This is a genomic window from Methylobacterium sp. PvP105 (genome assembly GCF_017876975.1).
Lineage (GTDB): Bacteria > Pseudomonadota > Alphaproteobacteria > Rhizobiales > Beijerinckiaceae > Methylobacterium > Methylobacterium radiotolerans.
In genome coordinates this window covers 2,993,828-3,019,664 of the sequence record NZ_JAGIPA010000001.1, presented here as the reverse complement: position 1 = coordinate 3,019,664, position 25,837 = coordinate 2,993,828, and the positions used below count along the sequence as shown (strand labels likewise).

The 25,837-nt window shown below is 73.4% G+C and carries 28 protein-coding genes; 16 read left to right on the top strand and 12 right to left on the bottom strand.

Annotated features, from left to right (window positions below; genetic code table 11):
- Positions 1–390 precede the first annotated feature (390 nt).
- Entirely contained in the window at positions 391–1,410 is a 1,020-nt protein-coding gene (gene dusA, locus J3A75_RS14315) for a tRNA dihydrouridine(20/20a) synthase DusA (RefSeq protein ID WP_209650294.1), read from the top strand.
- 12 nt (positions 1,411–1,422) lie between these two features.
- On the opposite strand, the gene J3A75_RS14310 is transcribed toward dusA, so the two are convergent.
- From J3A75_RS14310 to cobS, 3 genes are read right to left on the bottom strand one after another with little or no spacing between them, the layout of a single operon-like run.
- Positions 1,423–2,115 (bottom strand): TIGR02281 family clan AA aspartic protease, encoded by a 693-nt coding sequence (locus tag J3A75_RS14310; RefSeq protein ID WP_024830269.1) that lies wholly within the window; start codon positions 2,113–2,115, stop codon positions 1,423–1,425.
- Complete coding sequence (locus tag J3A75_RS14305; RefSeq protein ID WP_012318953.1) at positions 2,112–2,324, bottom strand: DUF1289 domain-containing protein; 213 nt, start codon at positions 2,322–2,324, stop codon at positions 2,112–2,114. The genes J3A75_RS14310 and J3A75_RS14305 overlap by 4 nt, the downstream gene beginning before the upstream one ends.
- A gap of 52 nt (positions 2,325–2,376) precedes the next feature.
- Positions 2,377–3,210, bottom strand: coding sequence for an adenosylcobinamide-GDP ribazoletransferase (gene cobS, locus J3A75_RS14300; protein WP_053621171.1), 834 nt, complete (start codon positions 3,208–3,210; stop codon positions 2,377–2,379).
- A gap of 86 nt (positions 3,211–3,296) precedes the next feature.
- On the opposite strand from cobS, the gene cobT reads away from it, so the two are divergent.
- Positions 3,297–4,349, top strand: a complete 1,053-nt coding sequence (gene cobT, locus J3A75_RS14295; protein WP_012318951.1) for a nicotinate-nucleotide--dimethylbenzimidazole phosphoribosyltransferase — start codon at positions 3,297–3,299, stop codon at positions 4,347–4,349.
- A 138-nt stretch (positions 4,350–4,487) separates the two neighbouring features.
- On the opposite strand, the gene J3A75_RS14290 is transcribed toward cobT, so the two are convergent.
- Positions 4,488–6,077, bottom strand: coding sequence for an ABC transporter substrate-binding protein (locus J3A75_RS14290; protein WP_063111439.1), 1,590 nt, complete (start codon positions 6,075–6,077; stop codon positions 4,488–4,490).
- Between the two features lie 117 nt (positions 6,078–6,194).
- Between J3A75_RS14290 and J3A75_RS14285 the strand changes: the two genes are divergently transcribed.
- The 4 genes from J3A75_RS14285 (at position 6,195) to queC (ending at position 9,095) form a co-directional block, all read left to right on the top strand.
- Positions 6,195–6,872: a GntR family transcriptional regulator gene (locus tag J3A75_RS14285; RefSeq protein WP_029361236.1), complete on the top strand. Its 678-nt coding sequence runs from the start codon at positions 6,195–6,197 to the stop codon at positions 6,870–6,872.
- A gap of 104 nt (positions 6,873–6,976) precedes the next feature.
- A complete protein-coding gene (locus tag J3A75_RS14280; protein WP_029361237.1) occupies positions 6,977–7,930 on the top strand; it encodes a dihydrodipicolinate synthase family protein in 954 nt (317 codons plus the stop codon).
- A 99-nt stretch (positions 7,931–8,029) separates the two neighbouring features.
- Positions 8,030–8,386, top strand: coding sequence for a 6-carboxytetrahydropterin synthase QueD (queD, locus tag J3A75_RS14275; RefSeq protein ID WP_012318947.1), 357 nt, complete (start codon positions 8,030–8,032; stop codon positions 8,384–8,386).
- Positions 8,376–9,095 carry a 7-cyano-7-deazaguanine synthase QueC gene (queC, locus tag J3A75_RS14270; RefSeq protein ID WP_012318946.1) on the top strand — a complete coding sequence of 240 codons (720 nt, stop codon included), beginning with the start codon at positions 8,376–8,378 and terminating at the stop codon, positions 9,093–9,095. Before queD ends, queC begins: the two co-directional genes overlap by 11 nt.
- Here the strand turns inward: queC and J3A75_RS14265 are convergent.
- Positions 9,082–9,648 carry a TetR/AcrR family transcriptional regulator gene (locus J3A75_RS14265; protein WP_070999391.1) on the bottom strand — a complete coding sequence of 189 codons (567 nt, stop codon included), beginning with the start codon at positions 9,646–9,648 and terminating at the stop codon, positions 9,082–9,084. The two genes, queC and J3A75_RS14265, sit on opposite strands and share 14 nt — an antisense overlap.
- A gap of 149 nt (positions 9,649–9,797) precedes the next feature.
- On the opposite strand from J3A75_RS14265, the gene J3A75_RS14260 reads away from it, so the two are divergent.
- The 5 genes from J3A75_RS14260 to J3A75_RS14240 all read left to right on the top strand — a co-directional run bounded on the left by J3A75_RS14260 (position 9,798) and on the right by J3A75_RS14240 (position 13,475).
- On the top strand, positions 9,798–10,760 hold the full coding sequence (locus J3A75_RS14260) for a quinoprotein relay system zinc metallohydrolase 2 (RefSeq protein ID WP_012318944.1): 963 nt from the start codon (positions 9,798–9,800) through the stop codon (positions 10,758–10,760).
- Between the two features lie 41 nt (positions 10,761–10,801).
- On the top strand, positions 10,802–11,641 hold the full coding sequence (locus tag J3A75_RS14255; protein WP_070999389.1) for a quinoprotein dehydrogenase-associated SoxYZ-like carrier: 840 nt from the start codon (positions 10,802–10,804) through the stop codon (positions 11,639–11,641).
- A gap of 2 nt (positions 11,642–11,643) precedes the next feature.
- The gene (locus J3A75_RS14250) at positions 11,644–12,240 is read left to right on the top strand and encodes a rhodanese-like domain-containing protein (protein ID WP_012318942.1); all 597 of its coding nucleotides are present in this window, start codon (positions 11,644–11,646) and stop codon (positions 12,238–12,240) included.
- Between the two features lie 121 nt (positions 12,241–12,361).
- A complete protein-coding gene (gene panB, locus J3A75_RS14245; protein WP_012318941.1) occupies positions 12,362–13,180 on the top strand; it encodes a 3-methyl-2-oxobutanoate hydroxymethyltransferase in 819 nt (272 codons plus the stop codon).
- 13 nt (positions 13,181–13,193) lie between these two features.
- Positions 13,194–13,475 (top strand): DUF333 domain-containing protein, encoded by a 282-nt coding sequence (locus J3A75_RS14240; RefSeq protein WP_083374342.1) that lies wholly within the window; start codon positions 13,194–13,196, stop codon positions 13,473–13,475.
- Positions 13,476–13,810: 335 nt separating this feature from the next.
- Here the strand turns inward: J3A75_RS14240 and J3A75_RS14235 are convergent, their stop codons facing one another.
- On the bottom strand, positions 13,811–14,806 hold the full coding sequence (locus J3A75_RS14235) for an NUDIX hydrolase (RefSeq protein WP_012318939.1): 996 nt from the start codon (positions 14,804–14,806) through the stop codon (positions 13,811–13,813).
- 217 nt (positions 14,807–15,023) lie between these two features.
- Between J3A75_RS14235 and thiE the strand changes: the two genes are divergently transcribed.
- From thiE to J3A75_RS14220, 3 genes are all read left to right on the top strand, one after another.
- Positions 15,024–15,770, top strand: coding sequence for a thiamine phosphate synthase (gene thiE / locus J3A75_RS14230; RefSeq protein ID WP_029361399.1), 747 nt, complete (start codon positions 15,024–15,026; stop codon positions 15,768–15,770).
- Positions 15,767–16,582 carry a bifunctional hydroxymethylpyrimidine kinase/phosphomethylpyrimidine kinase gene (thiD, locus tag J3A75_RS14225; RefSeq protein WP_012318937.1) on the top strand — a complete coding sequence of 272 codons (816 nt, stop codon included), beginning with the start codon at positions 15,767–15,769 and terminating at the stop codon, positions 16,580–16,582. The genes thiE and thiD overlap by 4 nt, the downstream gene beginning before the upstream one ends.
- A gap of 147 nt (positions 16,583–16,729) precedes the next feature.
- Positions 16,730–17,356, top strand: coding sequence for a helix-turn-helix domain-containing protein (locus J3A75_RS14220; protein ID WP_012318936.1), 627 nt, complete (start codon positions 16,730–16,732; stop codon positions 17,354–17,356).
- Between the two features lie 34 nt (positions 17,357–17,390).
- On the opposite strand, the gene J3A75_RS14215 is transcribed toward J3A75_RS14220, so the two are convergent.
- The 6 genes from J3A75_RS14215 to J3A75_RS14190 all read right to left on the bottom strand — a co-directional run bounded on the left by J3A75_RS14215 (position 17,391) and on the right by J3A75_RS14190 (position 23,731).
- Positions 17,391–18,374, bottom strand: coding sequence for a helix-turn-helix domain-containing protein (locus J3A75_RS14215; protein ID WP_070999387.1), 984 nt, complete (start codon positions 18,372–18,374; stop codon positions 17,391–17,393).
- A gap of 244 nt (positions 18,375–18,618) precedes the next feature.
- Complete coding sequence (locus J3A75_RS14210) at positions 18,619–19,197, bottom strand: ABC-type transport auxiliary lipoprotein family protein (protein WP_012318934.1); 579 nt, start codon at positions 19,195–19,197, stop codon at positions 18,619–18,621.
- 121 nt (positions 19,198–19,318) lie between these two features.
- On the bottom strand, positions 19,319–20,401 hold the full coding sequence (locus J3A75_RS14205) for an MlaD family protein (RefSeq protein ID WP_012318933.1): 1,083 nt from the start codon (positions 20,399–20,401) through the stop codon (positions 19,319–19,321).
- Between the two features lie 131 nt (positions 20,402–20,532).
- Positions 20,533–21,342, bottom strand: coding sequence for an ABC transporter ATP-binding protein (locus J3A75_RS14200; RefSeq protein ID WP_012318932.1), 810 nt, complete (start codon positions 21,340–21,342; stop codon positions 20,533–20,535).
- Positions 21,343–21,352: 10 nt separating this feature from the next.
- Complete coding sequence (locus J3A75_RS14195) at positions 21,353–22,507, bottom strand: ABC transporter permease (protein ID WP_070999385.1); 1,155 nt, start codon at positions 22,505–22,507, stop codon at positions 21,353–21,355.
- A gap of 48 nt (positions 22,508–22,555) precedes the next feature.
- Entirely contained in the window at positions 22,556–23,731 is a 1,176-nt protein-coding gene (locus J3A75_RS14190) for an MFS transporter (RefSeq protein ID WP_070999383.1), read from the bottom strand.
- A gap of 149 nt (positions 23,732–23,880) precedes the next feature.
- Here J3A75_RS14190 and J3A75_RS14185 point away from each other — a divergent pair, with 149 nt between their 5' ends.
- Together J3A75_RS14185 and J3A75_RS14180 are read left to right on the top strand one after the other, a co-directional pair.
- Positions 23,881–25,194: a hypothetical protein gene (locus J3A75_RS14185; protein WP_070999381.1), complete on the top strand. Its 1,314-nt coding sequence runs from the start codon at positions 23,881–23,883 to the stop codon at positions 25,192–25,194.
- Between the two features lie 115 nt (positions 25,195–25,309).
- Complete coding sequence (locus J3A75_RS14180) at positions 25,310–25,750, top strand: DUF1489 family protein (protein ID WP_012318928.1); 441 nt, start codon at positions 25,310–25,312, stop codon at positions 25,748–25,750.
- The last annotated feature ends 87 nt before the right edge of the window (positions 25,751–25,837 follow it).

Here is a 25,837-nt window from a genome sequence, read left to right as displayed (position 1 = left end):
GGATCGTAGGATGTCTGATCCCGGCGTTCGGTGGGGCGGGTTCGGCCTCAGGTAAGGGATGCGGGCGTGCCCGAGGCGGCCGCACCGGCTTTCACGCGTCGTCGGGCACAGCCGCGGCGGGCGCGCCGAGTTCCGCCTCCCGCTTCCTGGCCCGGGGCGCGGCCGCGCGCCGGTGGACGGTCCGGGTCTCGCGGTGGACCTTGCCGTCTCTTTTGACGGCGATCTTCGCGTGATACCCCGTCGTCCCGGTCCTCCGCGCGCTCGACGATGGTCCCCATCGCGCGCCAAGCGGTGGTACAGCACGGGGTCGAGCCGGCACGCTGAGGCCGGGCTCCGCGCCGTCCGACGCCCGATGGGGCCCGGCGAGGTACAGCACGAGAGCGACAGCAAGTGATTGCCGCAACGGAAGAACCTGGAAATCTCAGCGGATGGCGCTTCTCCGTCGCCCCGATGATGGACTGGACGGACCGGCACTGCCGGGCGTTCCACCGGTCGCTGTCGGCGCGCGCCCGCCTCTACACCGAGATGGTGACCACCGGCGCGGTGCTGCACGGGCCGCGCGAACGGCTGCTCGGCTTCGCGGCGGTGGAGCACCCGGTGGCGGTCCAGCTCGGCGGCTCGGACCCGGGGGAGCTGGCGCAGGCCGCCCGCATCGCCGCGGATCTCGGCTACGACGAGGTCAATCTGAATGTCGGCTGCCCCTCGGACCGGGTGCAGGAGGGCCGCTTCGGCGCCTGCCTGATGCGCGAGCCGGCCCTGGTGGGTGACTGCGTCGCCGCCATGAAGGCGGCGGTCTCCGTGCCGGTGACGGTGAAGTGCCGGATCGGCGTCGACGATCAGGACCCCGAGGCGGCGCTCGACGCCCTGGCCGACGCCGTGGTGGCGGCGGGCGTCGACGGGCTGATCGTCCACGCCCGCAAGGCCTGGCTCCAGGGCCTCTCGCCCAAGGAGAACCGGGACGTGCCCCCCCTCGATTACGGCCGCGCCGCGCGGCTGAAGCGGCGGCTTCCCGGGCTGCCGATCGCGGTCAACGGCGGCCTGCGCGACCTGGATTCCGCGCGGGCGCGGCTCGCCGAGGTCGACGGCGTCATGGTCGGCCGCGCCGCCTACACCGAGCCGGCACTGCTGCTCGGCGTCGATCCCGACCTGTTCGGCGTGCCGGCTCCGGCCCCCGACGTTTTCGCGGCGGTCGCGATGTTCGAGCCCTACATCGCCGCGTGCCTGGCCCGGGGCGAGCGCCTGCACGCGGTCACCCGGCACATGCTGGGGCTGTTCAACGGTCGGCCGGGCGCGCGGGCCTTCCGGCGCCACCTCTCGACCCACGGGATGCGCCCGGAGGCCGACCTCGCGACCCTGCGGGAGGCGGTGGCGCTGGTCTCCCGCGCCGCGCCCGAGGCGCGCGCCGCCTGAGCGGCGGCCCGGTCAGGGCCGGCGCAGGATCAGGCGGTCGCCCCGGACCTCGTAGCCGGACAGGCGCGACAGGAAGGTCTGGCCGAGGAGATTCGCCGAGAGCGCGCCCGGCTTGGCCACCATGGCGTTGACCCGCCGCTCGGTGATCGTCCCGACGCTGAGCGAGTCGAGCTGGGTCGGCGCCGCGTAGGTGACGCCGTTGGCGGTGGAGACGCGGGCGGTGAACTCGGCGGGCGCGGGCGTGAGCCCCAGCGCGGCGGCGTTCTCGGCGGTGAGCACGACGCTGCTCGCCCCGGTGTCGAACAGGAAGGGCTGCACCCGGCCGTTCACCTCGGCATCGACGCGGAAATCGCCGTCCGCCCGCCGTGTGACGGTGACCGAGCCGTCGGCGCCCGGGGTCGCGCTCCCCGGCCGGAGATCGCCGAGCACCCGGGCGCCGACGTCCTGGATCCGGTCGCGGTAGCTGTAACCGATCACCAGGGCGAGGCCGATCAGCGCCCAGGCCAGGAGCGCCTGGAGGTTCGCGCCGAGCCGGGCCGTGAATTGCCGCCAGAACCCGGCCACCACCAGGAGCAGGATCGTGCCGGTCCAGGCGAGGTTCGCCAACTGGTCGGGCCCGATCACGCCGCCGACGCTGTCGCTGCCGTCGCTGAGGACCAGGGCGACGAGAACCAGGGCGAGGGCCGCGAGGCCGAGATAGATCATGACGGCAGCGGCGCTTCCAGGGGCGCGAGGCGGGCGGCGCGCATCCGGGCCTCCAGCCCCGCCATCACGGCGCGGCGCTGCGCCTCCGACAGCGAGCCCCAGGCGGCGATCTCGTCGCGGGTCCGGCCGCAGCCGCAGCACAGGCCGGTCGCGGCGTCGAGGACGCAGACCTTGGTGCAGGGGGAGGACGGTTTCGGCGCGGGCGGCATCGGTGATCCTTGGCCGGGGGATCGTGGCCGGGTCAAGACGCGGCGGGATCTGTCAGTCCGCCACGCCCGCCGTCGCCGCCACCAGGGCCAGCAGGGCGGCGATCTCCGCGGCCTGCTGGCAGGCGCCGATGACGTCGCCGGTCTGCCCCCCGATCTTCGCGCGCGCCAGCCGGGTGAGGCCCAGTGCCGCGAGGCCGGCGCACAGGATCATCAGCGCGACCCCGCCGAAGGGCAGGCCGAGCGGCACGGCGCCGAGCGCCAGCACCGCGCCGAGGCCGAGCGCGGTGGCGAGGCTCGCCCGGTCCGGGCGGCCGACCGAGGCGGAGAGGCCGCCCGGCCGCGCCGGCGCCAGCAGCACCATCGGGGCGAGGGCGGCGACCCGCGACAGCGCGGCCGCCAGGATCAGGCCGGTCACGGCCGCGTGGCCGGTCCGGTCGAGGAGCGTCGCCAGGGCGCCGATCCGCAGGGCCAGCGCCAGGACCAGGGCCGCGCCGCCGTAGGCGCCGATCCGGCTGTCGCGCATGATCTCCAGGCGGCGCTCCCGCGTGGCGCCGCCGCCGAACCCGTCCGCGACGTCGGCGAGCCCGTCCTCGTGGAGGGCGCCGGTCGCCACCACCGCGACCGCCACCGCGAGGGTCGCGGCCAGGAACGGCCCGAGCCCGACGGCCCAGCCGGCCGCCAGCACCAGGGCGGCGGGCAGCGCCAGGATCAGGCCGGCCAGCGGCAGCATCCGCGGCAGGGTGGTGAAGTCGGGGCTCCGGTGCGGGTCCGGCTCGCCGGGCAGTTGCGGCACCGGCAGGCGGGAGTAGAAGCGCAGGCACCCGGCGAGGTCGTAGAGGGCGCCGCGCCCGGGCCAGTCGGCCTCCCCGCCGGTCTGCCTGTCCATCGCGGTCTCTCGCATCCGCCCGCCACCGCGCGCCGCTCCCGTATAGTCTCCCCGTCCGGGGGCGCCCACAGGAAATCATCGCCGCCATGACCGATTCGAAGACCGACCCGATGACCGCGCCCGAGCCCGGCCCCTTCGCCGACATCCGCAACCTGCTGACGGCGATGCCCGGCCCCGACGCGGAGGCGAAGGCCGCCGTCGCGGCCCGGGACGCGACCCTGACGAAACCCGCCGGTTCGCTGGGTCGCCTGGAGAGCCTCGTGACGTGGCTGGCGGCGTGGCAGGGCAAGGCGCCGCCGACCTTCGACCGGCCGCTGGTCTGCGTCTTCGCCGGCAGCCACGGAGTCACGCGCCGCGGCGTCTCGGCCTTCCCGGACGCGGTCAACCGGCAGATGCTCGACAACTTCGCCGCCGGGGGCGGGGCGATCAACCAGATCTGCGCGGCCTACGGCCTCGGCTTCAAGGTGTTCGACCTCGCCCTCGACATGCCCACCGGCGACATCACGGAGGGGCCGGCCCTCGACGAGCGCGCCACGGTCGCCACCATGGCGTTCGGCATGGAGGCGGTGGCCGCCGGCACCGACTGCCTCGGCATCGGCGAGATGGGCATCGGCAACACCACGGTGGCGGCCGCCCTCTACGCCGCCCTGTTCGGCGGCGATCCCGCCCACTGGGTCGGGCGCGGCACCGGGGTCGACCGGGACGGCCTGTCCCGGAAGGTCGCGGCCGTGGAGGCGGCGCTCGCGCACCATGCCGGCCACCTCGACGACCCGCTCCAGGTCCTGGCGCGCCTCGGCGGGCGGGAGATCGCCGCCATGGCGGGGGCGATCCTGGCCGCGCGGCTGCAGCGCATCCCGGTGGTGATCGACGGCTACGTGGCCACCGCCGCGGCGGCCGTGCTGCACGCCGCCGACCCGGCCGCCCTGGACCACTGCCTCGCCGGCCACGTCTCGGCGGAGGGCGTCCACGCCGAGGTTCTGGAGCGGCTCGGGCTGGTGCCGCTGCTGGCGCTCGGCATGCGCCTCGGCGAGGCCTCGGGCGCCGGCATGGCGATGGGCCTGCTGAAGGGCGCGCTCGCCTGCCACACCGGCATGGCGACCTTCGCGCAGGCCGGCGTGTCCGAGAAGGGCGCGGGCTGAAGACGCAGGGGCATCCGCACCCTCGCGTCTTCGCGAGCGGCGCGAAGCGATCCAGCGGCGCCCCGCCCATCAGCGCCCCGCTGCCCTGGGTTGCTTCGCTGCGCTCGCGAAGACGAACCGTCCTCGGGAGCGCCCTGATCAGGCGGTCTTCTCGATGTTCCAGAAGAACTGCACGGGCGCCATGACCATGCCCTTGAGCTTCGCGCTGACGGCCATCGGCTGCTGAACGAGGCCCGCGGGCGCGTAGGGCACGACCGCGAAGGCCCGCTCCTCGATGCGCGCGGCGAGCGCCTTCTGCTGCGCCTCGTCGCCGGTGGCGATCCAGTCGCTGCGCAGGCTCTCCAGGGTCGGGTCGTCCGGCCAGCCGAACCACGCGGCCTGACCGTTGGCGCGGATCAGCGGGTGCAGCGCCGGGTTCAGCACGTCCGCCCCCGACCAGAGGGTGTGGAACAGGGACCAGCCCCCGGCATCGACCGGCCCGCGATTGCCGCGGCGGGCGATGAAGCTGCCCCAGTCGGTCGAGACCAGATCGACGTTCATGCCGAGCTGCTTGAGCAGGTCCTGGGTCACCAGCGACTGGTTGTAGGCGATCGGCTGGTCGGCCGGGGCCAGCAGGACCACGCGCTCGCCCTTGTAGCCGGCCTGGGCCAGCATCGCCTTGGCCTTGGCGAGGTCGGCCTGCATGGCGGCGGCCCCGCCGGCCCCGGTCGACATCGGCGAGCCGGGCGTGAAGAAGGTCTTGGCCTCCCGGTAGTATTCGGGGCTGCCGACCACCGCCTGCATGTAGTCGTCCTGCTTCATGGCCATCATCACGGCCCGGCGGATCTCGGGATTGTTGAACGGCGGCTGCGTGTGGTTGAACCGCATCAGCAGGATCAGCCCGAGCGGCACGTTGCGGATCTCGATCCCCGGCTTGCCCTTGAGGACCGGGATCAGGTCGATCGCCGGCTGCTCGTACCAGTCGACCGCCCCCTGGATCATCGCGCCCACCGCGGCCGAGGCCTCGGTGATGGCGAGCCACTCGATCCGGTCGACCTTGGCGACCTTGCCGCCGGCCGCCCAGGAGGGCGCCTCCTCGCGGGGGCGGTAGCCGGCGTGGCGGGTGTAGATCGCGTTCTGGCCGGGGATCCATTCCCGCGCCTCGAAGCGCCACGGCCCGGAGCCCGTGGCGTCGGCGATCGGCTTGGACGCGTCCTGGAGGGCGACGCGCTCCGGCATGATGAACGGCACGTTGGAGGACAGCTTGCCGAGTGCCGCCGGGAGGAGGGGGAACGGCTTCTTCAGCGCGATGGTGAAGGTCCGCGCGTCCTCCTGGCCGTAGCCCTCCACGAAGCCCGCCAGGGTCTGGCCGAACGCGTCCCGCTTGGACCAGCGCGCGATGGACGCGATGCAGTCCTTGGCCTCGACGGGGGAGCCGTCGTGGAAGGTGAGGCCGTCCCGGAGATGGAAGGTCCAGCGCAGGCCGTCGGGCGCGGTCTGCCACGCGCTGACCATCTGCGGCTGGATCCGGAAATTCTCGTCGGTGGCGAACAGCGTGTCGTAGACGAGATAGCCGTGGTTGCGGATGACGTAGCTCGTGGCGACGATCGGATCGAGGGACGGCAGGGGCGTCGACGGGATGAAGCGCAGCACGCTGCCGCCGGGCTGGGCCCGGACCAGGTGCGGGAGGCCGAGGCCGGCGGCCGCGCCGGCGGTTCCGGCCAGTATCTGGCGGCGGGAGAGCGTCATCGCGGGCACCCTTGTCCTGATCGAGCCCGTTGCCCGATTGATTTTATACAATTTCAACACTGGAGCTCCGCCGTCAAGGGTCCTGCGGAGCACCGGGAGCCGACCGGGAGCGAGACGATGAAGAACCGGACCATCGCGGGTTCGATCGGGACCGAGATCCGGCGGCGCATCCTCGACGGCCGCTACCCGGCGGGCTCGCAGCTCCGCCAGGACGGACTCGCGGCGGAGTTCGGGGCCAGCCGGATCCCGGTGCGCGAGGCCCTGTTCCAGCTCGAGGCCGAGGGCCTCGTCCGGATCCTGCCCCATCGCGGCGCCATGGTGGCGCCCCTCTCGCCGGCGGACGCCGCCGAGGCCCTCGAACTCCGGGGCGCCCTCGAGCCGCGCCTCCTGGCCCTCTCGGCGCCCCGCCTGACCGCCGACGACTTCGCCCGGGCCGACGCCCTGCTGGAGGAGTACGCCGCGGCCCTGCGGGCGGGCGCGACGGCGCGCTGGGGCGCCCTCAACACCGAGCTGCACCTCCTCCTCTACAGCCGGGCGGAGCGTCCCCGCGCCCTCGGGCTGGTCGGCTCCCTGCTGGCCGAGTGCGACCGCTACACCCGCCTCCAGCTCTCCACCGACGGCGCCGAGCTGGAGCGGGCCGACCGCGAGCACCGCGAGATCGTCCGGCTGTGCCGGAACGGCCACGTCTCGGCCGCGCGCGCCCTCCTGACCGACCATATCGACCACGTCGCCGCCGCGCTGATGGCGTTCCTCGGGGCCGCGCCCGGCCCGGCCCACGAGACAGGGATTGTATAAAATCCTTGCCAGACTCGCGCGGCGCTGCCATGGAGAGGCGTGCCGCCCCGCGAGGCCCGCAAGGCCGGCCGGGACGATCCCACCTCCCAGCAGGCGAGCCGGCGATGGCCTTCGATCGACACATCTTCTCCGGCACGATCCCGGCCCTGATGACGCCCTGCCGGCCGGACCGGACGCCCGACCTCGACGCCCTGGCGCGCAAGGGGCGGGAACTCGTCGATGCCGGCATGTCGGCGGTCGTCTACTGCGGCTCGATGGGCGACTGGCCGCTGCTCACCGACGAGGAACGGATGGCGGGCGTCGAGCGGCTGCTCGCCGCCGGCGTCCCGGTGATCGTCGGGACCGGCGCGCAGAACCCGAAGCGGGCCGCGGCGCTCGCGGCGCACGCCAAGGCGGCCGGCGCCCACGGCCTGATGATCATCCCGCGCGTCCTGTCGCGCGGCAGCTCGGCCGCGGCCCAGGAGGCGCATTTCGGCGGCATCCTGGAGGCCGCCGTCGACCTGCCGTCGGTGATCTACAACAGCCCCTACTACGGGTTCGAGACCCGGGCGGACCTGTTCTTCCGCCTGCGCGCCCGCCACCCGCACCTCGTCGGCTTCAAGGAGTTCGGCGGCGCGGCCTCGCTCACCTACGCGGCCGAGCACATCACCGGCCAGTCGCCCGACATCACCCTGATGGTCGGCGTGGATACCCAGGTGGTGCACGGCTACGTCCATTGCGGCGCCCGGGGCGCCATCACGGGCATCGGCAACGTCCTGCCGCGGGAGGTGCTCCACCTCGTCGCCCTGTGCGAGAAGGCCGCCGCGGGCGACGTCCCGGCCCGGCGCCGGGCCGAGGAACTCGACGCCGCCCTGGCGATCCTGTCGAGCTTCGACGAGGGGACGGATCTCGTCCTCTACTACAAGCACCTGATGGTGCTGGAGGGGAACCCGGAATACGCGCTCCACTTCAACGCCACCGACGCGCTGAGCGCCGGTCAGCGCCACTACGCGGAGACGCAGCTGCGCCTGTTCAAGGCGTGGTACGCGCGCTGGTCGGAGGAGACCGCCGGGGCCTGATCCCCGGCCGCGGCCGAACGCAGGGCAGCCCGTCTTTGCGCGGGACCGCCCGTCGGCGCTATGGCGGGTGCGAGATCGGCCACATCCGCGAACCCTCCCATGAAGATCACCCAAGCCTTCACCTTCGAGGCGGCCCACCGGCTGCCGAACGTGCCCGAGACCCATCGCTGCCACCGGATGCACGGGCATTCCTACCGGGTCGAGCTGACGGTCGCCGGCCCGGTCGATCCCCGGACCGGCTGGGTGATCGACTTCTACGACATCGAATCGATCTTCGGGCCGCTCCTCGCCCGACTCGACCACCACTGCCTCAACGAGATCGAGGGGCTGGAGAACCCGACCGCCGAGAACATCGCGGCCTGGATCTGGCATCGCCTGCGGCCGGACCTGCCGGGGCTTGCCCTGGTGCGTGTCGCCGAGACCCCGATGTCCTGGGCGGAGTACGATGGCGAATGACCCTGTCGGGCCCGGCGACCGCGCCGCGCTGGTGCTGTTCTCCGGGGGCCAGGATTCGGCCACCTGCCTGGCCTGGGCGCTGGACCGGTTCGACCATGTCGAGACCCTCGGCTTCGACTACGGCCAGCGCCACCGGGTCGAGCTCGACCGCCGCGCGGCCCTGCGGGCGGGCACGACCGCCCTCGACCCCGCCTGGGCGGCCCGCCTCGGGGACGACCACACGCTCGCCCTCGACGCCCTCGGGCAGGTCTCCGAGACGGCGCTGACCCGGGAGGCCGCGATCGGCTACGAGGCGTCGGGCCTGCCCAACACCTTCGTGCCCGGCCGCAACCTCGTGTTCCTGACCTTCGCGGCGGCGCTCGCCTACCGGCGGGGGCTCCGGCACGTCGTCGGCGGCATGTGCGAGACCGACTATTCCGGCTACCCGGATTGCCGCGACGACACGATCAAGGCCCTGCAGGTGGCGCTGAACCTCGGCATGGAGCGGCGCTTCGTGCTGCACACGCCGCTGATGTGGCTCGACAAGGCGCAGACCTGGGAACTGGCCGAGAGCCTCGGCGGGCGGGCGCTGGTCGACCTGATCGTCGAGGAGAGCCACACCTGCTACCTCGGCGAGCGCGGGCAGCGGCATCCCTGGGGCTACGGCTGCGGGACCTGCCCGGCCTGCCGCCTGCGGGCGGACGGCTACGCCCGGTTCACTGCGGCCTGAGGCCGTCGACCAGCACCGCCAGCGTCCCCCGGAAGGCGTCGGGGCTCGCGAACAGGCGCTCCATCAGGAGCGCCCCCTCCAGGGTGGCGACGACGTAGCGGGCGAGCGCCGCCGGATCCGCGCCGCCGCGGACGCTCCCGTCCGCCTGGCCCGCGCGCAGGACCGTCTCCAGCCACGCGAGGTGGTCCGCGAAGAAGGCCGCGATGTCCCGGCGCAGGCGCTCGGGCAGGGCCTCGCCCTCGATGGCCAGCGCCGCGCAGAGGCAGCCGAGCCCCTGCTCGACGCCGCCGAGATAGAGCCGCCCGTAGGCCTCGATCCGCCCCGGCCCGTCCGGCACGTCCCGGTGGATCGCCTCCAGGGCCGCGGCGTAGCGCGCCGCGTAGGCCGCCACCAGGGCGCCCCCGAGATCGACCTTGGTGGGGAAGTGGTGGTGGATGCTCGCCTTGCGGATCCCCACCGCCGCCGCGAGGTCGGCGTAGCTGAAGCCGGCGAAGCCGCGGCCCCGCACCAGGGTCTCGGCCTGCATCAGCAGCTCGGCGCGGGTATCCCTCATCGCGGCGATCGTCGCTCCAAACCCACCCGCATCATCGCACGGAGTCACGCGAACGTGCACGCGCCCCGGCGACCGGCACACGGCGGCCCCTTGACGGTCGACGAATCTACCTACTTAATGGTAGACAATCAAGATCGGGAGGTTTCGGCATGACGGCACGAGCCGTCCATCCGAGGACGCTGGCCGCCGGGCCGACGCGACGGCACGCCCTCTTCGCGGGGCTCTGCCTGTGCTGCCTGCCGACGCTGGGCCGCGCCGCCGAGAGCTTCACGATGGAGGAGGTCGGGCCGGGCCTGTACGTGCGCAAGGGCCTGATCGCCGACGCCACGCCCGAGAATGCCGACGCCATCGCCAATATCGGCTTCCTCGTCGGCAGGACCGGCGTGGTGGTGACCGAGTCCGGCGGCAGCCTCGCCGACGGCCAGTGGCTGCGCGCCGAGATCGCCAAGCGCACGGACAAGCCGATCACCCACGTGGTGCTGACCCACGTCCACCCGGACCACGTCTTCGGGGCGGGGGCCTTCGTCCAGGACAAGCCGGTCTTCATCGGCCACGCCAAGCTCACCGAGGCGCTGGCGGCCCGGGGCGAGTTCTACCGCAAGCGGCTGATCGATCTGCTCGGCGAGGACCGGACCGGTCCGGTGGTCTACCCGACGATGAGCGTCGCCGACACGGCCGAGATCGACCTCGGCGACCGGCGCCTGACCTTCACGGCCCACGGCCCGGCGCACACCACCTCGGACCTGTCGATGATCGATTCCGGCAGCGGCCTGCTGTTCCCCGCCGACCTGCTGTTCGTGAACCGGATCCCGTCCCTCGACGGCAGCCTCAAGGGCTGGCTGCGGGAGATCGAGCGCCTGAAGGCCATGGGTCCCGCCCGGGCCGTGCCGGGCCACGGCCCCGTCGCGGTCGACCTCGCCCCGGCGCTCGCCGACCTCTCCGGCTACCTGACCGCCCTGCGCGACGGCACCCGGGCGGCGATCGCCAAGGACGTCCCCATCGAGAAGGCGGTGACCCGCGTCGCGGCGGACCAGCGCGACAGGTGGGCCCTGTTCGACACCTACAACGGCCGCAACGTCACCGTGGCCTACCAGGAACTCGAGTGGGAATAGGTTTCGGGATCCCCATATCCAAGCCAATCGGGAGGCACGCCATGACGCACAGGATCGGACAGACCTTCTCCACCCTCGCCCTCGGCCTCGTCCTGGCGACCACGGCCCTGTCCGGACCGCTCGCCGGCGCCGCGCGGGCGGCCGGCGCCTCCGACACCGACCAGGAGCGGGCGGCCCGCTGGCAGGAGATCGCCAAGTCGATCTTCGGCGACCGCCAGATCGCCCCGACCGACAGCCTCGTGAAGATCGAGGCGCCCGCCCGGGCGCTCGACGCCGCCCTGGTGCCGATCACCCTGACCATGCCCAACGACGGGCAGATCAAGGCGGTCTCGCTGATCATCGACGACAACCCGGCGCCCTACGCGGCCAAGTTCGAGTTCGGGCCGGCCGCCGACCCGGCGGAGCTGAAGCTGCGCGTGCGGGTCAACAACTACACCGACATGCACGCCGTGGTGGAGACGACGGACGGCAAGCTCTACGAGGCCAAGCAGTTCGTGAAGGCCTCCGGCGGCTGCTCGGCCCCGATGGGCATGAGCGACGAGGAGGCCATGAAGGGCATGGGCGACATGCGCATGAAGTTCGCCGAGACGGCGGCCGGCAAGCCCGTCGAGGCGACGCTGATGATCCGCCACCCGAACTTCTCCGGCATGCAGATGAACCAGGTGACCCGCGACTACACGCCGGCGCGCTACATCGACAAGCTGACCGTCTCGGCGGGCGACCGGACGGTCTTCACCATGACGGGCGACATCTCGATCGCGTCGAACCCGGTGATCAACTTCGCGTTCAAGCCGGACGGCAAGCCGATCCAGGTGGCGGCCTCCGACAACCAGGGCGGCCAGTGGCAGCACAGCTTCACCCCGCCGAGCCCGACGAACTGACCATGCGGCGCCTCCTCCTGACCGGCCGGGCCGCGGCGGCCTGCGCCGCGCTCCTCTGCCTCGCCGCGGCCCCGGCCGATTCCCCGGTGAACGTGCCCGAGCCGGAGGGCCTCTACGCCGGTCCCCCGAAGGGCTACACGCCGCCGACCCTCAAGGGCGCCGCGGTGGTCGACGCCGACGCCGTCGCCGCCCTGATGGCCGGGCCCGACAAGCCGGTGCTGCTCGACGTGGCGGCGCCGGACCGCAAGCCGTCGAACTTCCCGGAGGGCCGCCTCTGGCTGCCGGTGCATCCGTCGATCCCCGGCGCCGTCTGGATGCCGGAGGCCGGCGCCGAGCCCCTGGCGCCGGCGCGCGAGGCGCTGTTCTACGCCCGCGTCGCGGCCCTGACCGGGGGCGACAAGGCCAAGCCCGTCGTGGTGTTCTGCCACGTCGAGTGCTGGGGCAGCTGGAACGCCGCCAAGCGGCTGGTGCTGAAGGGCTATACCGGCGTGCGCTGGTTCCCGCAGGGGGTCGAGGGCTGGCAGGAGCAGCACGAGACCGCGAACCTGACGGTCGATCCGGACTGGAAGGCGGGTGCCGAGCCGCAGGCGGGGCGCTGACCCGCGGCGCCGGGCCATGTAAGAGAGGCCCGGAACGAGGCTCACGGAGCGGGCGCGCCCGCTCCCGGGCGGGAGAGGGGACCCGCGCCTCGTCCTGGGTGGCCGGAATGAGGTCTGAACCATGTCGCAGGTCGTGCAGTCCCGACGGCTCCGGGCGATCGATATCGGCAAGCGCAAGGCCGAGGGGCGCAAGATCATCGCGCTCACCGCCTACCACGCCCACACGGCCGGCATCGTCGATCCCTATTGCGACTTCATCCTCGTGGGCGATTCCCTCGGCATGGTCATGCACGGGATGGAATCGACGATCCCCGTGACCCTGGAGATGATGATCCTCCAGGCCCAGGCGGTGATCCGCGGCACCGAGAAGGCGCTGGTCGTGGTCGACATGCCGTTCGGCTCCTACGAGGCGAGCCGGGAGCAGGCCTTCCTGAACGCCTCCCGGGTCCTGAAGGAGACCGGCGCCGGCGCGATCAAGATGGAGGGCGGCGCCCATTTCGCCGAGACGGTGGCGTTCCTCGTCCAGCGCGGCGTTCCGGTGATGGGCCATATCGGCCTCACCCCGCAGGCGGTGAACACGATGGGCGGCTTCAAGGTGCAGGGCCGGGGGCCGGACGACGAGCGCCGACTCCTGGAGGATGCCCGCGCCATCTCGGAGGCCGGCGCCTTCGCGATCGTGCTCGAGGGCATCGTCGAGCCGGTGGCGCGGGCGATCGCGTCCTCGCCCCGGGTCACCGCCGCCACGATCGGCATCGGCGCCTCGGCGGTCTGCGACGGGCAGATCCTGGTTCTGGAGGACATGCTCGGGCTGTCCGAGCGCACGCCGAAATTCGTGCGCCAGTTCGGGAGCCTGCGGACCCACATCGAGGACGCCGTGAAGGCCTACGCCGACGAGGTCCGGGCCGGGCGGTTCCCGGCCGACGACCACACCTACGGGTAGGGCAGGGCGGCCCATGAGGCGCGTGATCGGGCCGTGGAGCGCTGCCGCCGCGTGGCCTGTCCGGGCGCTCGCGGTCTGCGCCGCGGTCGCCGGACCGGGAGCGGCGCGGGCGCTGGAGAATCCGGCCTCGGCCTTCTGCGCGACGATGGGCGGGCAGTCGATCCTCGCGAAGCTGCCCGACGGCGGCACGATCGGGCTCTGCGCCCTTCCGGGCCGGAAGATCGTCGAGGAATGGACGCTGTACCGGATGCTCCACGGCGTGAAGCCGGCACCCGGCGCCGACCCGTTCCGGTAGCCCGGCCGGCCCGGTCCCCGAACAGTCCTCATCCGTGGCCATCGGGCCGGCGTGAGTGATCTCGGCCGCCCGACGAGGCCACTCTCGTCGTGCGGGCTCTCTCAGGCGGGATCGACGACCCATGCGGCGTACCCGATCGCGCCGGCGCCGCGTCCGCGCGTGCCTCGCCCTCGGCCTGATCGCGGCCGGGACGGGAGCCGGTCGACCCCGACACGGTCATCCGGATCGCCTCCCTGACCGAGCCCGTGACCGCGACGGTCGCGGCGGCCCTGGCGGGCGACGCGCTCGACGCCGGCGGGCTCGGCACCCTCGCGCGGCGGGACGGATCGCCGCCGTCACCCCGCGCGCCGCGACGGCAGCCGCAGGCCCGGGGCCGGGCGCTCCAGCAGCACCTCCCGGCGGAAGCGCACCAGCCGCGCCGGCCGGCCGGCGGCGCCGCTGGTGACGCTCTCGGTCTCCTCCACCAGCCCCTGCTGGGCCACGAGGCGCCGGAAATTCTGCTTGTGCAGCTGCGTCCCCGACAGGGCCTCCACGGTCTTCTGCAGCTGCAGCAGGGTGAACTCCGGCGGCATCAGCTCGAACACCACCGGGCGGTACTTGATCTTGCCCCGCAGCCGGCCGATCGCGGTGGCGAGCACCCGCCGGTGGTCGAAGGCCATGGGGACGCCGGTCGGGTCGTTCGGCAGGGCCGGGCCCGGATTGCCCTTCGCCTCCGGGATCAGCCCGGCCTCGAACAGCAGCTCGTAGCGCTCCAGGACGCGCTCCTCGTTCCACGTGCCGCCGTTCATGCCGAAGGTCAGGCCGAGGCGGTCCAGGCGGCGGGTCCGCGCGGCGCAATCCTCGGGCTCGGACGCCCATTCGGCGAGCCGCGCCTCGATGGCGTCGAGCTGGCGCGGGCGCCCCTGCCGGAAATCCTCGTAGGGCAGGTAGCGGTACCAGTTCTGCCACGCGGCCTCGGCGAGCCCCGCCGGCCGCTCCTCGCGGACGAGCGCCAGATAGGCCACCGAGAGCGAGTGCACCCCCGACAGGGTCGCCGTGCCGGAGCGGTCGCGGTCGCCGAAGGTGTAGAGCTGCTCCACGTAGCCGAGGCGCTGGTGCGTCTGCCGCTCCACCCAGGCGCGCAGGCCGCGCTCCAGCGTGGCGTGCTCGGGGACGAGGGGACCGGCCGGCAGGCCGTCGCCGCGGCCGGGCGCCTGGTCCGGGACCCGGATCGTCAGGGCGCGCGGCTCCCCCTTGGTCGCGGCGACGATCACCGCGACGAGGCCTACGGAGGAGCGCTCCGGCGGGGCCTGCCCCCCGCGCGCGTCCGTCTGCGTCGCGGCACCCGTCATCGTTCCTCGACCGTCCGTCCCCCGGGATGCGCCGTAGCGGATCCCGCCTATAGGGGGGCAGGATCGCCGCGCGTCAACGCCGCCGTATGACGGAGCGGGGGGCCCCGTCGACGCACCGCGCGCCGACGGCCGCTTGCCAACGCGGCGAGGCCTGCCCAAACAGGGGCCGGGGCGGGCCGGCACGGGGCCGGCCGAGGCGGATCGAGCGACGACAGCGATGCCAGCGAGCGCGACTTCCCCCGCGAATTCCCCTGCGAATTCCCCCGCGACGTCCTCCGCGGCCGGCAGCCGGGCCGTCGACCTGCGCCTCTACGGGCTCCTCGATGTCGGCGTCTGCGGCGCCGACGGGGCGCGGCTGGCGGAACTCGGCGCGGAGGCGGTGGCGGGAGGCTGCACCCTGCTCCAGTACCGCGAGAAGGACATCGCCGATGCCCGCGCCGCCCTGGCGCGGATCCGGGCGATCCTGGCGGCGGTGGGCGGCCGCGTCCCGGTCCTCGTCAACGACCGCGTCGACCTCGCCCTGGCGGCCGGAGCCGACGGGGTGCATCTCGGCCAGAGCGACCTCCACCCGGCCGACGCGCGCCGGCTCCTGGGGGAGGGCGCGATCATCGGCCTCACCCTGAAGAAGCCCGCCCAGGCCGACGAGCTGTACCGGCTGCCCGTCGACTACGCCTGCATCGGCGGCGTGTTCGCCACCACCAGCAAGGACAACCCCGACCCGCCGGTGGGCCTCGACGGCTTCGCCAGCATCGCCTTCCGCGCCCGCCTCGCCCGTGGGGCCGGCCTGCCGCTCGGCGCCATCGCGGGGATCGGCCTCGACAACGCCGCCGCGGTCGTCGCCGCGGGGGCGGACGGCGTCGCGGTCATCACCGCCCTGTTCGGCGCCGACTCGGTGCGCCAGCGCGCCCACGACCTGCGCGCGCGGATCGACGGCGCCCTGGCGGAGCGGGCCGGCGCCCGATGAGCGGCCCGGCGCCCATCGCGGTCACGATCGCGGGCTCGGATTCCGGCGGCGGTGCCGGCATCCAGGCGGACCTCAAGACCTTCTCGGCGCTGGGCGTCTACGGCGCCAGCGTGATCACGGCCCTGACCGCGCAGAACACGATCGGCGTCCAGGGCATCCACGACGTGCCGGCGGATTTCGTCGCCCGGCAGATCGACAGCGTGTTCGCCGACCTCGCCGTGAAGGCCGTGAAGATCGGCATGCTGTCGCAGACCGCGGTGATCGCGGCGGTCGCCGAAGGCCTGGCGCGGCGCGCCGGAGCGATCCCGGTGGTCCTCGATCCGGTGATGGTCGCCACCAGCGGCGACCGGCTGATCACCGACGCCGCCGTGGCGACGCTGCGCGAGCGGCTGCTGCCCCGGGCCGACCTGATCACCCCCAACCTGCCGGAGGCGGCGGTGCTCCTCGGCGAGCCCGTCGCCGCGGACGCGGCGGCGATCGTGGCCCAGGCGCGCCGGCTGGTCGCCCTCGGCGCCAGGGCGGTGCTGATCAAGGGCGGCCACGGCACGGGGCGGGAGAGCATCGACCACCTCGTGACGGCGGACGGCGCCCTGCGGACCCTGTCGGCGCCGCGGATCGCGACGCGCAACACCCACGGCACCGGCTGCACGCTCTCGGCCGCGGTCGCGGCGGGCCTCGCCCAGGGCCTGGCGCTGCCGGAGGCGGTGGCGGAGGCCAAGGCCTACCTCACGGCCGCCCTCGCGGCGGCGGACAGCCTCGCGGTCGGAACGGGGCACGGGCCGGTCCACCACTTCCACGCCGTCTGGTCCTAGGCCGGTCCTGGGCCGGTCCTGGGCCGGCGCTTTCCGGTGCGCACGCCGCTGCGCGCGCCGGGCGCCGCCTTGCAACAGGGCGTCGATTGCGTTTGAAGAAGCGCACGATCGTTCGGATAACGGAACGGTGCAGGCGGATCGGGGACGATGCAGGATCAGGCGGAACGGCCCGACCGGGCGCGCGGGCGCGACCTGCTGACCGGGGCGCAGGCGCTCTCCGGCCAGCTCGGCAAGACCATCCAGCGGCTGCGCAAGGCCTACAACCTCTCGCTCTCGGAACTCGCCGAGCAGTCCGGCGTGGCCAAGTCGATCATCAGCCAGATCGAGCGCAACGAGACCAACCCGACGCTGGCGACGATCTGGCGCCTGTCCCAGGCCCTCGACGTGTCGATCGAGCGGGTGCTGGCGGCCGGCGACGAGGAGCCGTTCATCGAGAAGACCTCCCGGGCCGACACGCCGATCCTCGTCTCCGAGGACGGGAAGGTGCGGCTGGCGATCATCGGCTGGCTCAAGACGATCGAGTGGCTGCAATGGTACGAGGTCACGGCCGATCCGGGCGGCGTCCTCGACTCGGACCCGCACCAGCGCGGCTCGGTGGAATCCCTCTCGGTCACCGAGGGCGCGTTCGAGGTCGAGATCGGCGGCGTCGTGCAGCGGGCGCGGGCCGGCGAGACCCTGCGCTACCGCTGCGACCGGCCCCACCTCGTGCGCTGCACGGACGGCCCGGCCCGGGCCACCATGGTGGTGATCATGAAGGCCGCCGTGATGGAGTGAGGCGGCCCGGCCGAGCCCCCGGTCAAGCCCCCGGTCAGCGCTCCGGACTGGCGGCGGCGCCCGGCGCGAGGGCGCGCATGCGGTAGTCGCGGGGGCTCAGACTGTAGCGCTCCTTGAAGCGGCGGGAGAAGTGGGACTGGCTGAGGAAGCCGCAGCCATACGCCAGGGTCCCCAGCGGCATGTGGAGGCAGCCCGGATCGGCCAAGCGCTTGGCGGCCGCCTCGAGCCTGCGGTGCCAGATCCAGTCGGCGATGTGCCGGTCCTGCGCGCGGAACAGCGCCTGCAGCCGGCGCAGGGACACGCCGGCCGCGGCCGCGAGCCGGGGCGGGTCCAGGGTCGGATCGTGGAGATGGGCCTCGAGATAGGCCCGGGCGCGCTGCACCACGACGCTGTCCTGGACGGGCTGCTGCGCCTCCCGCGCGAGCCGCTCCGCGAGGCTGGCGACGATGAGGTCGAGCCCCGTGGAGACCATGCTCTCGGCCACCTGGGGCGTCAGCCGGTCGCCCAGGCTGAGCAGGTTGCCCAGGAACGACCGGGTCAGGGTCGCGGTCGGCAGATCGCCGCCGACAGTCACGCCGGCGAACAGGCGTGCGGAGCCCAGAGCCCCCTCCAGCCGCTCCCGCGGGATCCCGATGGCCAGCACCTCGCTGTAGCCGCCGTGCTCGATCGTCCAGGGTGTATTCGTATCCCGGATCGAGAAGTCGCCGACCCGATCCGTGCTCGACCGATCGTACTGATCCGCGCGGACCTGTCCCGAGAGCACGATGCTCATGAACAGGTGGTCAGTCTTGTGGTTCTCATGGCGAAGCGTGCGCGGCGTCGTGGCCGCCCGCAGGTTGCGCAGCGCGAATTTCGTGAAGACCAGGCCGCCGATACTGGCTCCCTCGATCGTCGCGTGAAACGGATCGTCGTTGAGACGGTCCTGCGCCATCGGAACCAGGCGATCTTCGCAGACGTCTCGCCACAGGCGAAACCTATCCTTCTCCGATACACCTTCGGTTGAGAACAGAGTCTGCATCGCGGCAGCCGTATGACCGCGATTGCTGCGAACCGCAACCGCGCCCCGTCCACGCACGCCGCCGCGGGACACGGATTGATCGGCGGGAAATCCCGCGCGCCCACGATGGACCGTCGGGCCCGTCCCATCACTCGTGGCGCCTGTCGGGCCGTGGAGCGGATCCGCACGGCTGGCATTCGGAAGACGTTCCGTCGCGAGCGCCCCGCCCCGGCGGGGGCGTCGGCGCGGGCCGGCCGCGGAGGGGTCAGCGCCCGCTGTTCACCCAGCGCACCACGTCGGCCAGCACGACGGTCAGCGCCTGATCGAGGGCGCGGGCGCCGCTGCCGGCATCGATCTTGGACACCGGGACGCGGGCCGTGAAGATCCGCGCCGCCGCCACCTTGCCGGTGCCGTCGGCCACGAGCTTCAGCGACAGGTCGACCACGGCCTCGCCGGTCCCGGACTGCACGTCGAAGGCGCGGATCTCGCTGATCAGCTGGTAATCGGCCACGACCTTGTCGCCGGGCCGGCTCACGGAGCGGAGCCGCCCGGAATTCTCCAGGCTCTGGATGAGCCGCGTCTGGATCAGGCGCGGCAGCCGGTCGGCCCACTGGCCGCCGCCCAGGAAGGACAGGGCGCCGCCGTTCTCGCGGACGATGATCCGGTCGGCCTCGAAGGGCTGGATGCTCACCGGCTCCGAGACCACGATCGAGCGGCCGGCCGCGATCGGCCGCCCCGCGGCCGGCAGCGCCGCGAGGTCGAAGGTGAGGGGCGCCGCGCCGCCGCAGCCGCCCAGGAAGGCGGCGAGCAGCGCGGCGGCGGCGATGTGGGACGAGCGGACCATACGCATGACCTGAGGGACCCCGCCGGCGAACGGCGGAGCTGTATAAGCTATGCGGTTAAAACTAATCCGCCGCGGCATCCGTGCCGTGCGCCGGGACACATCCGCCCGGCGACGCGGCATTTCACCGGCCACCGTTGTATTCAGGCAACGAAGGCTTGCCGCCGAAGATCACCTGGCTCGGGTCGCGCTCCAGGCTGCGCACCGTGCGGTTGAGGGTGCTCAGCGTCCGCTGCCCGTCCCCCGACAGGGCCTCCACCTCCCGGCGGCCGGTGCCGCTCAGCCGGCCGAAATTGGCCGAGATGCTGGCGGTGCGCTTGTCGAGGTTCTCCGACATGGTCCGGAACGCCTTGCCGGCGTCGCGCACCGAGATCGCCGCCGCGCGGATCTCCGCGAAGGTGCTGGAGCCCTCCTGGCCGGAGGCCGAGCCCAGGAAGCTCTCGGCCCCGTTGAGCACGGCGTCGATCTTGTCGGCCGAGGCGCTGAGCTTGCCGGCGAGCAGCCGGGCGTCGTGCAGGCCGGCCTCGATGTCGGGGCTGGCCTTGGACAGGGCGGCCGAGAAGCGGTCGGCGTTGTCGATCACCCGGCCGAGCTTGGCCCCGTCCACGGCCTTGACCAGCGCGGAGATGTTCGGGCCGGCATCGGCCAGCGTCTTCGAGAAGGTCTCGACATTGGCGAGCGACCGGTTGATCGCCCCCTCGTTGGCGGAGACGAGCCGGTCGAGGCGGGCCAGCATGTCGTCGGCCCGCTGCGCCACCTGGCGGGCCAGCGCCATCATGTCCTGCATGTCGGAGGAATCGGCGAAGATCGTCGGCGGCTCGCCGTTGGCCATCGGGGTCAGCACCGGCGCGTCGGCGTTGCCGCCCGACAGGGAGATCACCGAGACGCCGGTGAGCATCGCCGAGTCGAGCCGGGCGCGGGTGTCGGCCCGGAGCGGGGTCGCGGGATCGACCTTGATCGTGGCGAGCACCCGGCGGGGATCCTGCGGGGCGAGGCGGATATCGGTGACCTCGCCGACCTTGATGCCGTTGAAGTTCACGCTCGAGCCGCGCGACAAGCCCCCGACTGAGCCGGAGAAGACGATGCGGACGAGCTGGCTGACCTGCCGCGACGAGCCGCCGGAGAGCCACAGCACGGTGCCGAAGCCCGCCAGGATGACGGCGATCGTGAAGGCCCCGATCAGGGCGTAGTTCGCGCGAGTTTCCATGCGCTCAACCTGCGGTTCTGGCCGGCGGAGATCCGGCCGGGCCTGGAGCCCCGGCTCCCGGACGGGAGCAGGGCGGGATCTGGGTGGGGCGGCGACCGGGCATCGGATCAGGCATCGGATCAGGGATCGGATCAGGCATGGGCCGAGGCGCCGCCCGTGGCGATGGTCCGGGCGCGCTTGCCGTGGAAGTACGAGCGCAGCCAGGGATGGTCGCTCGCCAGCATCTCGTCGATCGTGCCGGCGGCGATGATCTGGCCGTCGCCGAGCGCCGCGATGCGGTCGCAGGCGGTGTAGAGGCTGTCGAGGTCGTGGGTGACCATGAACACGGTCAGCCCCAGCGTCTCCTTGAGGGTCGAGACGAGGTCGTCGAACTCGCCCGCGCCGATCGGGTCGAGGCCCGAGGTCGGCTCGTCCAGGAACAGGATCTCGGGATCGAGCGCCAGGGAGCGGGCCAGGGCCGCGCGCTTGATCATGCCGCCCGACAGTTCCGAGGGCAGCTTGTCGGCGGCGTCGGGCTTCAGGCCGACCATCTCGATCTTGAGCCGGGCGAACTCGTCGAGCAGGCGCTCGGACAGGTTCAGGTGCTCGCGCATCGGCACCTGGATGTTCTGCTTGACGGTCAGCGCCGAGAACAGGGCGCCCTGCTGGAACAGCACGCCCCAGCGCTGCTCCATCCGGCGCCGCTCGGCGTAGGTCAACGCGTCGACGTCCCGGCCGAACACCTCGATCGTGCCGGCCCGCTTGGGGTTGAGACCCAGGATCGTCCGGGTCAGCACCGATTTGCCCTGGCCCGAGGGCCCGACGAAGCCCAGGATCTCGCCGGCGCGGATGTCGAGGCTCAGGCCTTTCAGGATGTTGCGGTCGCGGAAGCCGACCACGAGGTCGCGCACGCGGATGATCGGCGCGGGGCCATTCGGCGAGGCGGTCATCGGGGCATCCATCGCGGCGGCCTCAGAAGTCGATCGCGGCGAAGAACACCGCGAACAGGCCGTCGAGGACGATGACCATGAAGATGGACTTCACCACCGACGCGGTGACGTGACGGCCGAGCGATTCCGCGGAGCCCTCGACCGCGAAGCCCTCGATCGTGGCGATCACCCCGATGGTCAGCGCCATGAACGGCGCCTTGATCAGGCCGACCATGACGTGGTGCACGCCCACCGCCGCCTGGAGCCGGACCAGGAACTGGTCGAGGGTCAGGCCGCCGTAGAGCATCGCGGTGAGGCCGCCGCCGGCGAGCGCCGCGAGGTCGCCGATCAGCGTCAGCATCGGCAGGCCGATCATCAGCGCGAGCACCCGGGGCACGATCAGGATCTCGACGGGGTCGAGGCCCATGACCCGGAGCGCGTCGACCTCCTCGCGCATGCGCATGGAGCCGATCTCGGCGGTGATCGCCGAGCCGGAGCGGCCCGCGACCATGATCGAGGTGAGCAGCACGCCCATCTCGCGCAGGATCAGGAGGCCGATCAGGTTGACCACGAAGGTCTGGGCGCCGAAGCGCTGGAGCTGGAAGATGCCCTGCTGGGCGACGATGCCGCCGACGAGGAACGAGATCAGCACGATGATCGGCGTGCCGTTGAGCGCCACCTGCTGGATCTGGTTGATCAGGGCGTTGCCGCGGAACGTGCCGGGCCGCAGGGCGACGCGCCCGCAGGCGGCGATCAATTCGCCCAGGAAGGCGAGGGCGGTGACGAACTCGTGGCCGCCCTGCACGGTGCGGCGGCCGGTGGCGTCGAGCAGGCCGACGACCGGGCCGTGCCGCCGCGGCGGCGGCGCGTCCGGCTCGCGCAGCCGGACCTCGCCCAGCAGAATGCGGTGCTCCGGGCGGGCGCCGAGATAGGTGAGGGCGCTGCCCGCCTGCTCGATCTCGGCGCGGGTCCGCTCCAGGACCCAGGCGCCCAGGGTGTCGAGGCGCTCGATCCTCGACAGGTCGACCGCCACCGGCCCGGTCCGGCCGGCCGCCGCGATGCGCGCGGCCGCGGCCTCGACGGTCGGGGCCTGGTCGGCGGTCCAGCGGCCGTCGAGCGCCAGGCGGCCGTCGGCCGACCGGTCCCGCAGCGCGGCGCCGGCCAAGGCGCCGGGAACACTGCCCTCGCTCAGCAACACCCTTACTCCTCGATCGAGGCACCACCCTGCCCGGCGGTTATGACGACATTACGGTTGACGATCCGTCTCCAACCGCACCCCCAGCGCGCGGCGGGAGGCCAGGGCGAGGCCCAGTCCCGCGGCGGCGAGCGGCGCCATCAGCAGGAAGGCGAGGGGGCCGCCGGCCCGGTAGGCGACGCCGCTCACCAGGGTCGCGACCACCGAGATCCCGGCATTGACCGCGCTGAGGGTGCCCTGCGCCCGGCCCCGCGCGCCGTCGGGGGCGTAGGCCGAGACCGCCGCCATGGCGCCGAGCTGCGTCGCCCCGAAGGTCAGGCCGTGGAGGCACTGGAGCGGCACCAGCGCCGCGAGATGGTCGCCGAGGAAGTACATGCCGATCGCCCGGAGGATCGCCGCTACGGCCCCGGCGCCGAGGAGCCGCACCGGGCTGCGCCAGGCGGCGGGCAGGGCGGGCAGGCCGGCGAACAGGGCGATCTCGGCCAGCACGCCGATCGCCCAGAGCGCGCCGACCCAGGCGGGCGGGATGCCCTGGCCGGTCCAGTAGATGCTGCCGAACCCGTAGATCGCCCCGTGGCTCGCCTGGATCGCGGCCGCCGCGCCGATGCACAGCCAGAGCCTGGGCGGCAGCCGCTTCCGGCCGTCGCCCTCCGCCGACGGCGGCAGGGCCGCCACCGCGCGGCTGCGCCACGCCACCAGCGCCGCGCCGAGGGCGAGGCCGGTCAGGAGCAGCGGCACGGCGAGCCGGCCGCCGAGCGCCGTCAGCAGCACGCCGCCCGCGAGGTTCGCCAGCAGGAACGCGATGGAGCCCGCCATCCGGATCCGCGAGTAGGCGAGGCGGGCATCCCGGCGCACGGCGGCGAGCGTCAGGTAGTCGATGCAGGGCACGAGCGGCGCGCCGGCGACCGCGTTGAGCACGATCAGCCCGGCCAGCAGCGGCCACGCGATCCCGGCCGCGGCGGGCATCAGCGCGTAGGTCAGGCTCAGGGCGAGGCTGCCGAGCAGGATCAGCCGCCGGGGGCCGAGGCCGCGGTCGAGGAGGCTCATCAGCGGCGCCGTGGCGGCGATCCGCGTGGCGATCGGCAGGGCGAGGAGGACGCCGATCACCCGGGCATCCAGCCCCAGGGCGTCGAGCCACAGGGGCATGAACGGCATCGCGATGCCGATCTCGGTGAACACCACGGCGTAGAGCAGCGACAGGCGCGCCGGGCCGGACGGGCGGGGCAAGGCGGGTCTCGACGAGCGGGGAGGGGGCGGAGGCGGAACCGGGAGGGCGTCCGTAAGCGCCCGTTAAAGGGCCTCTGTCAAATTCCCGGGTATCGGTGCGCACCGGGGCGGGCCGCCGCCGCGCCCGCATCGAGCGTCCAGAGAGACCCATGTTCGGTTCCGTCAACCCGAGCGCGCACGCGTCGGCCGAGTACGAGGCGATCGAGGCGACGATCAGCGCCAGCGAGCGCGGCCGCTGGTTCCTCGCCGAGTATGCCCGGCGCAACCGGGGTGCCGAGACCGAGGTGCTGCTCGGGGCGATCGCGCGGCTGGAGCGGAGCGTCACCGCCGACCGCGGGCAGGAGGCCTTCGGGCACCTGCGCGGCAACCTCCTCGACATGGCCGACGCGATCAGCCGGACCAAGGGCGAGATCGCGGCGCTCAACGCCCCGAACGGCGACGAGACCCGGCTGACGCAGGCGTCCCTCGCCCTCGACGCCATCGTGCGCGAGACCGAGCAGGCGACCTCCGACATCCTCAGCGCCGCCGAGTCGATCCAGGAGGCGGCCTGGACCCTGCGCGAGCGCGGGGCCGACGCGCAGGCCTGCGACGCCCTCGACCGCCACGCGACCGCGATCTACACGGCCTGCTCCTTCCAGGACCTGACCGCGCAGCGCACCGCCCGGATCGTCTACACCCTGCGCTACCTGGAGGACCGGGTCTCCGCGATGATCGCCATCTGGGGCGAGGACGCGGTGCGGGTGCCGCCCCACCGGGGCGCGCGGCCGGACGGCGAGCCGGCCGATCTGAACCAGAGCGACATCGACCGCTACATCGCCATGGACGTGCCGGCCGTCACCGTGGCGGCCCTGGTGGCCCGCCCCGGCAGCCCGGCGCTGCACGAGGACCTGGTGTTCCTGCCGGTCCAGGCGGAGGCCCGGGCGCCGGAGATCGAGCCGGAGACAGAGGTCGCGGCCGAAGTGCCGGCCGCGCTGGAGCCGGCGGCGGAGGCCGAGCCGGACGCCGTGTCCGAGCCGACGGGAGCGGCCGCGCTGGCATTCGCCCCGGGACCGGACCTCGCCGCCGCGGCGGGGGACGGGCCGGAGGCCGCACCCGCGGCCGACTTGCAAGCCGGCTTGGAGGCCGATCTGGTAGCCGACTGGGCGGTCGATCTCGAGGCTGCCCCGGAGCCGGAGTCGGCTCCGGACGTCGCCCCCCTTCCCGTCGCCGATCCGTCCGCCGCGGACGCGCCGGAGGCCGCCACCGCGATCGAGGAGGCGTTCGAGACGGACGTCGAGGAGGATGTCGAGGAGGATGTCGAGGAGGATGTCGCGCAGGACATCGCGCGGGACGTGGCCGACCTCACCTGGGGCGAGACCGTCGCGGCCGCTCCCGAGCCGGCGATGCCGCCGGAGGAGCCGGCCCTGAGCTTCGCCGAGATCGACGCGCTGACGCCGGAACAGCGGCTCGCGCTGTTCGCCTGACAGGCTCCGACCGGGCCTCGGCGCCGACGCCGCGCGGCGGGGCGGTTCGACAGGCGCGCGCCGGCGCGGACCCTGCTATCAGGGGCGCCCCCGGCAACCCCGAGCACGCGCATCCGTGGCCCTGCACCTGATCAAGCTCTGCGTCGGCCCCGCCACCATCGCCGACCTCGAGGCCCGGCAGGCCCGGTTCCGGGAGGAGGCGCTCCGGGACGGCCGGCAAGCGGCCCCGTTCCACGTCACCCGCACCCTGCCCAAGCGCCACCGGGAGATCACCGGCCACGGTTCGATCTACTGGGTGATCCGCGGGACGCTGTCCTGCCGGCAGGCGATCACCGCGATCGAGCCGCTCACCGGGGAGGACGGCATCCCGCGCTGCCGCCTGGTCTTCGATCCCCGGCTCGTCCCGGTGGCGCCCCGGCCCTACCGGCCGTTCCAGGGCTGGCGCTACCTCACGGCGCGCGACGCGCCGGCCGATCTCGGGGCCGAGGCTTCCGGGGACCTCGCCGAGATGCCCGAGGCCCTGCGGCGCGAACTGGTCGGCCTCGGCCTGCTGTGAGGGCGGGGCGGCGCCCGCGCCGCCCGGTCCCGCGCGCAACGTCAGGATGCGGGGGCGGGTGCGACGGATCTCGTCGTCCCCGGCGTG

Coding starts and splice junctions, on each gene's coding strand:
- J3A75_RS14265 (WP_070999391.1), bottom strand. CDS start 9,648: ATGAGGGATACCCGCGCCGAGCTGCTGATGCAGGCCGAGACCCTGGTG.
- cobS (WP_053621171.1), bottom strand. CDS start 3,210: ATGGACAGGCAGACCGGCGGGGAGGCCGACTGGCCCGGGCGCGGCGCC.
- thiD (WP_012318937.1), top strand. CDS start 15,767: ATGAGCGGCCCGGCGCCCATCGCGGTCACGATCGCGGGCTCGGATTCC.
- thiE (WP_029361399.1), top strand. CDS start 15,024: ATGCCAGCGAGCGCGACTTCCCCCGCGAATTCCCCTGCGAATTCCCCC.
- queD (WP_012318947.1), top strand. CDS start 8,030: ATGAAGATCACCCAAGCCTTCACCTTCGAGGCGGCCCACCGGCTGCCG.
- J3A75_RS14250 (WP_012318942.1), top strand. CDS start 11,644: ATGCGGCGCCTCCTCCTGACCGGCCGGGCCGCGGCGGCCTGCGCCGCG.
- J3A75_RS14280 (WP_029361237.1), top strand. CDS start 6,977: ATGGCCTTCGATCGACACATCTTCTCCGGCACGATCCCGGCCCTGATG.
- J3A75_RS14310 (WP_024830269.1), bottom strand. CDS start 2,115: ATGATCTATCTCGGCCTCGCGGCCCTCGCCCTGGTTCTCGTCGCCCTG.
- J3A75_RS14255 (WP_070999389.1), top strand. CDS start 10,802: ATGACGCACAGGATCGGACAGACCTTCTCCACCCTCGCCCTCGGCCTC.
- panB (WP_012318941.1), top strand. CDS start 12,362: ATGTCGCAGGTCGTGCAGTCCCGACGGCTCCGGGCGATCGATATCGGC.
- cobT (WP_012318951.1), top strand. CDS start 3,297: ATGACCGATTCGAAGACCGACCCGATGACCGCGCCCGAGCCCGGCCCC.
- J3A75_RS14185 (WP_070999381.1), top strand. CDS start 23,881: ATGTTCGGTTCCGTCAACCCGAGCGCGCACGCGTCGGCCGAGTACGAG.
- J3A75_RS14285 (WP_029361236.1), top strand. CDS start 6,195: ATGAAGAACCGGACCATCGCGGGTTCGATCGGGACCGAGATCCGGCGG.
- J3A75_RS14210 (WP_012318934.1), bottom strand. CDS start 19,197: ATGGTCCGCTCGTCCCACATCGCCGCCGCCGCGCTGCTCGCCGCCTTC.
- J3A75_RS14240 (WP_083374342.1), top strand. CDS start 13,194: ATGAGGCGCGTGATCGGGCCGTGGAGCGCTGCCGCCGCGTGGCCTGTC.
- J3A75_RS14205 (WP_012318933.1), bottom strand. CDS start 20,401: ATGGAAACTCGCGCGAACTACGCCCTGATCGGGGCCTTCACGATCGCC.
- J3A75_RS14260 (WP_012318944.1), top strand. CDS start 9,798: ATGACGGCACGAGCCGTCCATCCGAGGACGCTGGCCGCCGGGCCGACG.
- J3A75_RS14290 (WP_063111439.1), bottom strand. CDS start 6,077: ATGACGCTCTCCCGCCGCCAGATACTGGCCGGAACCGCCGGCGCGGCC.
- J3A75_RS14305 (WP_012318953.1), bottom strand. CDS start 2,324: ATGCCGCCCGCGCCGAAACCGTCCTCCCCCTGCACCAAGGTCTGCGTC.
- J3A75_RS14235 (WP_012318939.1), bottom strand. CDS start 14,806: ATGACGGGTGCCGCGACGCAGACGGACGCGCGCGGGGGGCAGGCCCCG.
- J3A75_RS14200 (WP_012318932.1), bottom strand. CDS start 21,342: ATGGATGCCCCGATGACCGCCTCGCCGAATGGCCCCGCGCCGATCATC.
- J3A75_RS14215 (WP_070999387.1), bottom strand. CDS start 18,374: ATGCAGACTCTGTTCTCAACCGAAGGTGTATCGGAGAAGGATAGGTTT.
- queC (WP_012318946.1), top strand. CDS start 8,376: ATGGCGAATGACCCTGTCGGGCCCGGCGACCGCGCCGCGCTGGTGCTG.
- J3A75_RS14220 (WP_012318936.1), top strand. CDS start 16,730: ATGCAGGATCAGGCGGAACGGCCCGACCGGGCGCGCGGGCGCGACCTG.